The organism is Streptomyces sp. SM10 (assembly GCF_002910915.1).
Classification (GTDB): Bacteria; Actinomycetota; Actinomycetes; order Streptomycetales; family Streptomycetaceae; genus Streptomyces.
Map to the genome: position 1 here is coordinate 1 of NZ_NEUF01000127.1, position 9,315 is coordinate 9,315.

The following is a 9,315-nucleotide window of genomic DNA, read 5'->3' on the forward strand; positions in this document are numbered from 1 at the left end:
CGCCCGGCACCGGCTCGCCCAGCTGCTCGCCGACCGCTCGGCACCCCCCGGCGGAGGGCGCCGGGGCGCGGCTCCCGATCTCACCGAGCTCATCCCCCAGTGGCTGGCCGCAGCCGGTGCCCGGGGCTACCGGGCGCCGGCGGAGCTGCTGCCCGCGCTGCTGGACGCGGCGAGAGCACGCACGGACCTCCGTCCGCACGTCCTGGCCTTCGCCGGGCCGCGGGGACTCTGGCTGGCCGGGCTGAACCCCGAGTGGAGGTTCGCACTGCGCGCATCGACGCGGGGCGCCCAACGGCCGGACACGGCCGACCCGGAGGCGGTGCGCCTGCTGTGGGACGAGGGCCTCTTCGCCGAACGGGTGGCGCTGCTCGCGGCGGTACGGGAGCAGGATCCCGCCGAGGCCCGGGCCCTGCTCGCCGGCACGTGGTCCACGGAGAGGGCCGAGGACCGTCTGATGTTTCTCGATTCCCTGCGGTGCGGCCTCTCCGGGGCCGACGAGGACTTCCTGGAGCAGGCGCTGGCGGACCGCAGCCGCAATGTCCGCGCCACGGCCGCCGAACTGCTGTCCGCGCTGCCCGGATCGGCGCTCGCCCGGCGGATGGCGGACCGCGCCACGTCCTGCGTGAACCCCGACCGTACGGGGGGCGCTGTGTCGGTCGCCGTGGAGGCGCCGCACGAGTGCGACGCCGCGATGCAGCGCGACGGGGTGGCACCGGCACCGCCCTCGGGGCGCGGCGAACGGTCGTGGTGGCTGGGGCAGTTGGTCGAGGCGACCCCGCTCGGCGTCTGGCGCGAGAGGTTCGACGGCCGGACGGCGCACGAGCTCGTGACGCTGTCGGTAGCCGACGGGTGGGCGGGCGAGCTGCATGCCGCCTGGTGCCGCGCCGCGGTGCGGCAGAACGATCCGGAGTGGGCACGCGCGCTGCTCGGCGCGCCCTCGACACCACCGGCGAACGGCCCCGGGACGGTGTCGCTGGCGGAGCGGTCGAAGCTCCTCGCCATCCTGCCTCCCGCCGAACGGGCTCTCTGGGTCGCCGGGTTCATCGCGGCGCACGGCCTCTCCGAGGCCTTCCAGCTGCTCGGTGTCTGCTCCGTGCCCTGGGACGGGCCGCTCGGCCGGGCGGTGGTCGACGCCCTGGACATCGCCCGGGACGCGGGGAGCTATCCCTGGAGCTTCAGTGGGGTGATGGGCCTCGCCGAGCGCTGCCTGAACCCTGCCGAGGCGGACCGGCTCGCGGTGCTCACCACCACTCCGGACGAGCCGGAAGGCGCTTCGCCGGGTGCGGGCGGGTACTGGTCGGAGGCGTTCCAGCGCCTGGTCTCCACGCTGCGGCTGCGCGCCGCCATGGACGCGGAGCTGGCCGAGGAGTCCACCGGCTGAGCGGGGAGGGCCAGGACGCGCCGGACCCACGCATCACGCTCCGGCCCCGCTCCGACACCCGGCCCTGTCCCGGCACCCGGCTCGCCCCGCCACCGGACTCGCTCGGACGCCCGGTCCGCCCCGCCCGGTCCGCCCCGACGCCCGGCTCCGCCTCGGACCGTGGTCGCCCACGGCGCCCGGACAGGCCCGGACCAGGCACCGGCGCCCGCAGCGGCGGGCTTCAGGCCTCTGCGGGCTGGCGGACGTGGGCGTTCACCCAGTCGACGATCGAAGCCGTCGTCGCACCCGGGGTGAAGATCTCCGCGACGCCCTGCTCCTTCAGCGGAGCGATGTCCGCCTCGGGGATGATGCCGCCGCCGAAGACCTTGATGTCCTCCGCCTCGCGCTCCTTCAACAGCTCGATGACCTTGGCGAAGAGCGTGTTGTGGGCGCCGGAGAGGATCGAGAGACCGATGGCGTCGGCGTCCTCCTGGATCGCCGTGTCCACGATCTGCTCGGGGGTCTGGTGGAGCCCCGTGTAGATGACCTCCATGCCCGCGTCCCGCAGCGCCCGCGCGATCACCTTCGCCCCGCGGTCATGGCCGTCGAGGCCCGGCTTGGCCACCACCACACGGATCGGACCGGTCACACCCATCAATGCCTCCACACGCGTCTCCCGTGCCCGGCGGGCCGGTGATGTGAACGAACGTTATCCACAGCATCCCGCACGGCGCCGTTTCGCGGTGGACCGGGAGGGGGAAATCACACGTGGGACATGTTCGCCGGCGTCGTTCCCAGCACCGTGCGGCCCACGGGCCGCGCGGGGAGCGCCGCCCGGGGAGCCGCAACGAGGTCGTCGTACCACCGTGCCGTCAGCCGCACGGCACGGTGGTACGGCCCCCGGCCGCATCAGGGCCGCCGGTCACCTCCGCAGCGACCCCCCTGAGGGCGTACGGGGCAGGGAGCCGCCTCCCCGCATGCCAGTGCAGGAGGTCGGCCATGAAGGTCCTGTCCTTCCTACCCCTACTGCTGCGCAGGTCGTGCCTGCCCACCGCCTGGCTGTCGTCGACGCTGCTCAGGGCCACCGCCCTGGAGCTGGTGATCCTGGCAGGGCACGTGCTCATCTACCCGTCCGGCCTCACCCCGGAGCGCCGGGCATCCACGCCGCCCCCGCTCCCCTCCCCACCCGGTAACGGCGCCGGAGGCGAGGAGGACGGCGACGAGTTCACCCGTTCGGCGGACACCACCGCACTGCCCACCGCGGCCGGCGAGCGGCCGCCCGTCGTCCTCCTGCACGGGTTCATCGACAACCGTTCCGTCTTCGTCCTGCTCCGCCGCTCCCTGGCCCGGCACGGCTGGCACCATCTGGAGTCGCTCAACTACTCCCCTCTGACCTGCGACATCCGCACGGCGGCCGAGCTCCTGGACCGCCATGTCGAGGAGATCTGCGCCCGCACCGGGCACCGTGAGATCGACATCGTCGGACACAGCCTCGGCGGCCTCATCGCGCGGTACTACGTGCAGCGGCTCGGCGGGGACCGCCGGGTGCGTACGCTCGTCACCCTCGGCACCCCGCACGGCGGCACGGCGGCCGCCCCGCTGGCGGGCGCGCACCCCATCGTCCGCCAGATGCGCGGCGGCTCCGATCTGATCGAGGAGCTGCGCCTCCCGGCGCCGGGCTGCCGGACACGGTTCATCAGCTTCTGGAGCGAGCTGGACAGGGTGATGCTTCCGGTCGAGACGGCCTGTGTCGACCACCCCGACCTCGACGCGGTCAATGTGCGCGTCACCGGTATCGGGCACCTGGCCCTCCCGGTGCACCCGGCGGTCGCGTCGGCGATCCGTCAGGCCCTCGAGTCCGACGGTGCGGCCGTCGACGCCCCCGGGGCGGCCTCCGTCGCCTGATCTCCGCCGGCTCGACCGCCCTACAGCGCCAGCCGAATAGAACGAATTTCGAACACAGGGCCAAGCCTGAACGCCCGGTCAGCCGAAAGGCGTCCGATTGCCCGTTTCCTTCGATGCGGAAACCCGCCGAAGATTGTCGTCCTCACCTACCGCCGGGTACAGTCGCGGCCACTGCTCACCCCGGGATCCCCCACCGGCCCCCGGAACAGGTCCTGCTGCCGAGGCGAGAGAGAAGTTGGTGAACGACCAGCACCCCCACGCCGGGTATGCCGGACACGACAGCCATTCCACCGGCAGCTTCGACACCGATCCACTCTTCGGAACCCTGCCGGGTCACCAGGACGAAGGCCTCACGGTCACGTACGGCGACGGCTACGCCCCGGCGTACGACGGCGGTTACGGCGCCTACGCCGCGCCCCAGTGGGACACCGGAGCGCATCAGCAGGCCTCGTACGACACCTACGACGCCCAGGCCCACCCGCAGGCGCCCCAGAATTACGACACGACCGGCGCCTGGATCCCCGAGGCCGGCATCCCGGCCCAGGCTCCGGACGCGACGGGCCAGTGGGACACCGCCGGGTGGAACCAGGCCGGCCAGAGCGACCAGTGGTCCGCGGCGGGCGACACCGGCGCCTTCCCCACCACCACGTTCGACACCACGGCCTATGCGACCGGCACCTACGCCGTCCCCGGCTTCGAGCCCGCGGAGTACGAGAACTACGCGGCCGCCGACACCGGCGCCTACGACGCCACCGCCTGGAACACCGGCGCCACGCCCGAGAGCGCGGCGTACGCCCCCGAACAGACGTCGTATCCCGCGTACGAACAGCAGCCGGTGTCCTACGAGCCGTACGAGACCGCCGAGTTCGCCGCACACGACGGTGCGCACGACGGTGCCGGCGCCCACGATCTCCAGGACGCCCCCGGCTCCCACGAGCACGCCGAGTCCGAAGCGGGCACCGGAACGGCCCCGACGGACACCTACACCGAGGTGTACGACGAGTCCCTCGAAGCCGATCGGCCGCAGCCCCTGCCGGACTCCCTCGACCTGACCGCGGAGTCCGCCTCCGCCCGCCCCGTGGGCCGTTCCGCCGCTCCGCGCGGTGGCGGCCGGGGTCGGCGCCGTACGCCGGCGAAGCGCTCGGCCCTGCTCACCGTCGCCGTCCCCTCCGCCTGTGTCATGAGCGTCGCGGGCATCGCCGCCGCCTCGGTGAGCGGCGTCGGCGCGGAGGAGACGAAGGACGACACCACGTCCATGGCCGCCGCCGACACCGTCAAACCGGCCGTGGCCAACAACAAGCTGGACACCCAGCTCGCCAACCTCAGCGCCGACGCGGAGAACTTCGCCGACCGGGCCAGCCGCACCCAGGAGCGCATCGACCTGAAGGAGCGCCAGGCCGCGGAGAAGAAGAAGCGCGAGGAGGAGGCAGCGCGCCGTGAGGCCGCGCGCCCCAAGTTCGTCCTGCCCGTGAAGCAGCACGGCCTCAGCGCGACCTACGGCCAGGCCGGGGTGAACTGGATGTCCGTGCACACGGGCATCGACTTCCCCGTCTCCTACGGCACCGCCGTGATGGCGGCGACCGACGGCACCGTGCGCACCCAGTGGAACAGCGCCTACGGCAACATGGCCATCGTCACCGCCCCCGACGGCACCGAGACCTGGTACTGCCACCTCAGCACCACCAGGATCCGTTCGGGCTCCGTCAAGGCCGGCGACGTCATCGCCTACTCGGGGAACTCCGGCAACTCCACCGGCCCGCACCTCCACTTCGAGGTACGGCCGGGCGGCGGCTCGGCGATCGACCCGATGCCGTGGCTCCGGAGCCACGGGATCAACCCGAACTGATCCACCACGCGGTGGCCTGAAACAGCCCCGGCCCCGGACATCCCGCGCAGGAACGTCCGGGGCCGGGGCTGTTCACATCGACCCCCGGCCGGTCAGAGCTTCTCGACCGGGGCGTAGCGCAGCAGCAGCTTCTTGGGCCGCTCGTCGCCGAAGTCGACCGTGGCCTTCGCCTGGTCGCCGAACCCGTCGACCGCCGTCACCGTGCCCAGCCCGAACTGGTCGTGCGTGACGCGGTCGCCCACCACCAGGGTGACCACCGGCTTGTCCGAGCTGCGCCGGGTCGCGAATCCCGACGGCCCGGACTTCGCGCGCGACGAGGACAACGACGACGTGATGCCGGACGTCGGGCCCGCCGGTGCGGCCATCGGCCCCTTGCGCTTCCACTCCAGGTGCTGGTCCGGGATCTCCTCCAGGAACCGCGACGGCGGGTTGTACGAGGGCTGGCCCCACGCGCTCCGCATCGCGGCCCGGGTCAGATACAGGCGCTCGCGGGCGCGGGTGATGCCGACGTAGGCGAGCCGGCGCTCCTCCTCCAGCTCCTTGACCTGTCCCAGTGCGCGCATGTGCGGGAAGACGCCGTCCTCCATGCCCGTCAGGAACACCACCGGGAATTCGAGGCCCTTGGCGGTGTGCAGCGTCATCAGTGTGACGACACCGGAGCCGTCCTCGTCCTCGTCGGGGATCTGGTCGGCGTCGGCGACGAGCGCGACCTTCTCCAGGAACTCGGCGAGCGTCCCCGCGCCTTCCTCCTCCGCGCGCTCCTGCTCGAATTCGAGGGCGACGGCGGCGAGCTCCTGGAGGTTCTCGATGCGGGTCTCGTCCTGCGGGTCGGTGGAGGCCTGGAGTTCGGCGAGATAGCCGGTCCGCTCCATGACGGCCTCCACCACGACCGCCGGGCCCGCGCCGGACTCCACGATCGTGCGGAGCTCCTCCATCATCGTGTTGAACCGCTTCACGGCGTTGGCCGAGCGGGCCGCCATGCCGTACGCCTCGTCGACCCGGCGCAGCGCCTGCGGGAAGGAGATCTTCTCGCGCATCGACAGCGCGTCGATCATGGCTTCGGCCCGGTCGCCGATGCCCCGCTTGGGCACGTTGAGGATGCGGCGCAGCGGGACGGTGTCCTCCGGGTTGGAGAGGACCCGGAGGTAGGCCATGACGTCCCTGACCTCCTTGCGCTCGTAGAAGCGCACTCCGCCGACGACCTTGTAGGGCAGTCCGACACGGATGAAGATCTCTTCGAAGACACGGGACTGGGCGTTCGTGCGGTAGAAGACGGCGACGTCGCCCGCCTTCGCGTCCCCGGAGTCCGTGAGGCGGTCGATCTCGTCCGCGACGAACTGCGCCTCGTCGTGCTCGGTGTCGGCGACGTAGCCGGTGATGCGGGTGCCGGCGCCCGCGTTCGTCCAGAGGTTCTTGGGGCGGCGGCTCTCGTTGCGCTCGATGACGGCGTTGGCCGCGGACAGGATGGTCTGCGTGGAGCGGTAGTTCTGCTCCAGCATGATCGTCCTGGCGTCCGGGTAGTCCTCCTCGAACTGGAGGATGTTGCGGATGGTCGCGCCCCGGAAGGCGTAGATCGACTGGTCCGCGTCACCGACGACGCAGAGCTCGCCGGGGGCCTCGGCCTCTCCGGACGGGCCCACCAGCTCGCGCACCAGGGTGTACTGCGCGTGGTTGGTGTCCTGGTACTCGTCGACCATGACGTGCCGGAAGCGGCGGCGGTAGTGCTCGGCGACGTCGGGGAACGCCTGGAGCAGGTGCACCGCCGTCATGATGATGTCGTCGAAGTCCAGGGCGTTGGCCTCGCGCAGCCGCGCCTGGTAGAGCGCGTACGCCTGGGCGAGGGTCTTCTCGAAACCGTCCGACGCCTGACCCGCGAAGGTCTCCTCGTCGATCAGCTCGTTCTTCAGGTTCGAGACCTTCGCCGTGAACGACTTCGGCGGATAGCGCTTCGGGTCGAGGTCCAGGTCGCGGCAGACCAGCGCCATCAGCCGCTTGGAGTCGGCGGCGTCGTAGATCGAGAACGACGAGGTGAAGCCGAGGCGCTTCGACTCCCGGCGCAGGATCCGCACGCAGGCGCTGTGGAACGTCATGACCCACATGGCGTTGGCGCGCGGGCCGACGAGATCCTCGACGCGCTCCTTCATTTCGCCGGCGGCCTTGTTGGTGAAGGTGATCGCGAGGATCTGCCCCGGGTGGACCCCCCGCTCGGCCAGGAGGTGGGCGACCCGGTGGGTGAGCACCCTGGTCTTGCCCGAGCCGGCCCCTGCGACGATGAGCAGCGGGGACCCGGCGTGCACGACGGCGGCGCGCTGCTCGGTGTTCAGCCCGTCGAGGAGTGCGGCGGGGTCGACGACGGGACGCGGGGCACCGTCGCGGTAATAGGCGTCACGCGGCGGCGGAGGCGCGTCGAAGACGTCCTCGAAGAGGCCCTCGGGCACCGCTTCGGGCGCGTGCTCCTCGGGGGGCGGCGGGGGGCCGTCCTCCGTGGACTGGAGGCCGGTCAGGAAACTGTCGTCAAAGAGGCTGCTCATCGCCTCACGAGTCTAGGCGGCCGCACCGACAGCCCGGGCCGGATCCGTGACAAGGGGCCGGGAGCGTGCGCTCACCGAGACGAACCAGCGACGGTGCGTGAGATTCCGGGGCGGTTTCCGGCCACGCGGACCGTCGCACCGAAAGGGTCACGGAAATGTATCGGGCATATCGAACATCAACCTTCACAGGGACACCACGGGTTGGCTAGCGTGCTCCGACGGGTGCCCCGTACCCCCTTGAGGCGAACCACGCCGCACGGGCGCCCCCGCCGAATCCGTACTCCCCCGAAGGGAGCCCGGAACCGGGGACCCACACGCAGCACCGGGGTGAATCGGTCCGTGTCCACCGGACCGTAGGGCAGCCTTCCGTTCCGCCCGAACCCTCCCCCAGCGCCTGAACAGCCTGGGGGCCCCATCGCTAACCCGGTAGGCGGTCCACGGAAGGAGATGCCGGCCTTGGCGTCGCATCGCAAGCCGCGCACCCGTGTGCGCACCACCACTCCCGCCGTCGGTCTCACGACCGCGGCGCTCGCCTCCGTCACCCTGCTCTCCACGCAGAGCGCGACGGCCGCTCCCGCCGAGCCGAAGCCCAGCATCGAGGAAGTGCAGAAGAAGGTCGACGCGCTCTACCGGCAGGCCGGCACCGCGACGCAGCAGTACAACCAGGCGAAGACGGCCTCGGCCGAGCAGCGCTCCAAGGTCGACGCGCTGCTGGAGGCGGCGGCGAAACGTGCGGACAAGCTGAACGAGACACGCCGTGAGCTGGGCAGCTACGCGGCCGCGCAGTACCGCGGCGGCTCGATCGCCCCGACGGCGACGTTCTTCCTCGCGGACGACCCCCAGTCGTATTTCGACCAGGACCAGCTGATGGCACGGTTGACCAGCCGGCAGCAGAAGACGGTCGCCGACTTCCGTACGCAGCAGAAGGAAGCGGCGGCCAAGCGCGTCGAGGCGACGAAGAGCCTGGAGACGCTCACCGAGTCGCAGGCGACGCTGCGCACCAGCAAGCAGCAGGTGCAGACGAAGCTCACCGAGGCACGGAGCCTGCTGTCCGAGCTCACCGCCGAGGAGAAGGCGCGGCTCGCGGAGCTGGAGCGGAAGAAGGAGGCCGAGGCCGAGCGCAAGGCCGAGGAGCTGGCCCGGCAGCAGGCCGCCGCCACGAAGGAGAAGGCCGAGCAGACCTCCACGGACGAGGCGGAGAAGGCGGAGACCGGGACCGGGACCGGCGGTACGGGATCCGGCAGCGGCTACGCCTCGAAGGCGGAGAAGGTCCTGGCGTTCGCCCGCGCCCAGATCGGCAAGCCGTACGTCTGGGGCGCGACGGGCCCGTCCTCGTACGACTGCTCGGGACTCACCCAGGCCGCGTGGAAGGCGGCCGGCGTCGATCTGCCGCGCACCACCTGGGACCAGGTCGAGGTGGGCACCCGGGTGGCCACGGCGGACCTGAAGCCGGGGGACCTGGTCTTCTTCTACGACGACATCAGCCACGTCGGCATCTACAAGGGCGACGGCATGATGATCCACGCGCCGAAGCCCGGCGCGAACGTCCGCGAGGAGTCGATCTACTACATGCCGATCTACGGCAGCGTGCGCCCTGCCTGACCCACGGCCCGGCACGCGGCGCCGCGCCGGGCCGTGGGGGCGCGCGGCGGCATCGAGGACACACCGGCGGG

The 9,315-nt window shown here is 71.8% G+C and carries 6 protein-coding genes; 4 read left to right on the forward strand and 2 right to left on the reverse strand.

The features are described from left to right. Nucleotides 1-1,381, forward strand: a 1,381-nt coding sequence (locus B9S57_RS20120) for a DUF5691 domain-containing protein (protein ID WP_103516949.1), incomplete at its 5' end; no start/stop codon positions are given. Nucleotides 1,382-1,601: 220 nt separating this feature from the next. Here the strand turns inward: B9S57_RS20120 and B9S57_RS20125 are convergent. Further along, nucleotides 1,602-2,015 (reverse strand): cobalamin B12-binding domain-containing protein, encoded by a 414-nt coding sequence (locus tag B9S57_RS20125; protein ID WP_103516950.1) that lies wholly within the window; start codon nt 2,013-2,015, stop codon nt 1,602-1,604. Nucleotides 2,016-2,359: 344 nt separating this feature from the next. On the opposite strand from B9S57_RS20125, the gene B9S57_RS20130 reads away from it, so the two are divergent. Together B9S57_RS20130 and B9S57_RS20135 are read left to right on the forward strand one after the other, a co-directional pair. Beyond that, nucleotides 2,360-3,265 carry a triacylglycerol lipase gene (locus tag B9S57_RS20130; RefSeq protein WP_103516951.1) on the forward strand — a complete coding sequence of 302 codons (906 nt, stop codon included), beginning with the start codon at nt 2,360-2,362 and terminating at the stop codon, nt 3,263-3,265. Nucleotides 3,266-3,503: 238 nt separating this feature from the next. Further along, nucleotides 3,504-5,111, forward strand: a complete 1,608-nt coding sequence (locus tag B9S57_RS20135; RefSeq protein ID WP_103516952.1) for a M23 family metallopeptidase — start codon at nt 3,504-3,506, stop codon at nt 5,109-5,111. 92 nt (nt 5,112-5,203) lie between these two features. Here the strand turns inward: B9S57_RS20135 and pcrA are convergent, their stop codons facing one another. Next, on the reverse strand, nt 5,204-7,642 hold the full coding sequence (gene pcrA / locus B9S57_RS20140; protein ID WP_103516953.1) for a DNA helicase PcrA: 2,439 nt from the start codon (nt 7,640-7,642) through the stop codon (nt 5,204-5,206). A 447-nt stretch (nt 7,643-8,089) separates the two neighbouring features. Here pcrA and B9S57_RS20145 point away from each other — a divergent pair, with 447 nt between their 5' ends. Then, nucleotides 8,090-9,244, forward strand: coding sequence for a C40 family peptidase (locus tag B9S57_RS20145; protein WP_103516954.1), 1,155 nt, complete (start codon nt 8,090-8,092; stop codon nt 9,242-9,244). Nucleotides 9,245-9,315 lie beyond the last annotated feature (71 nt).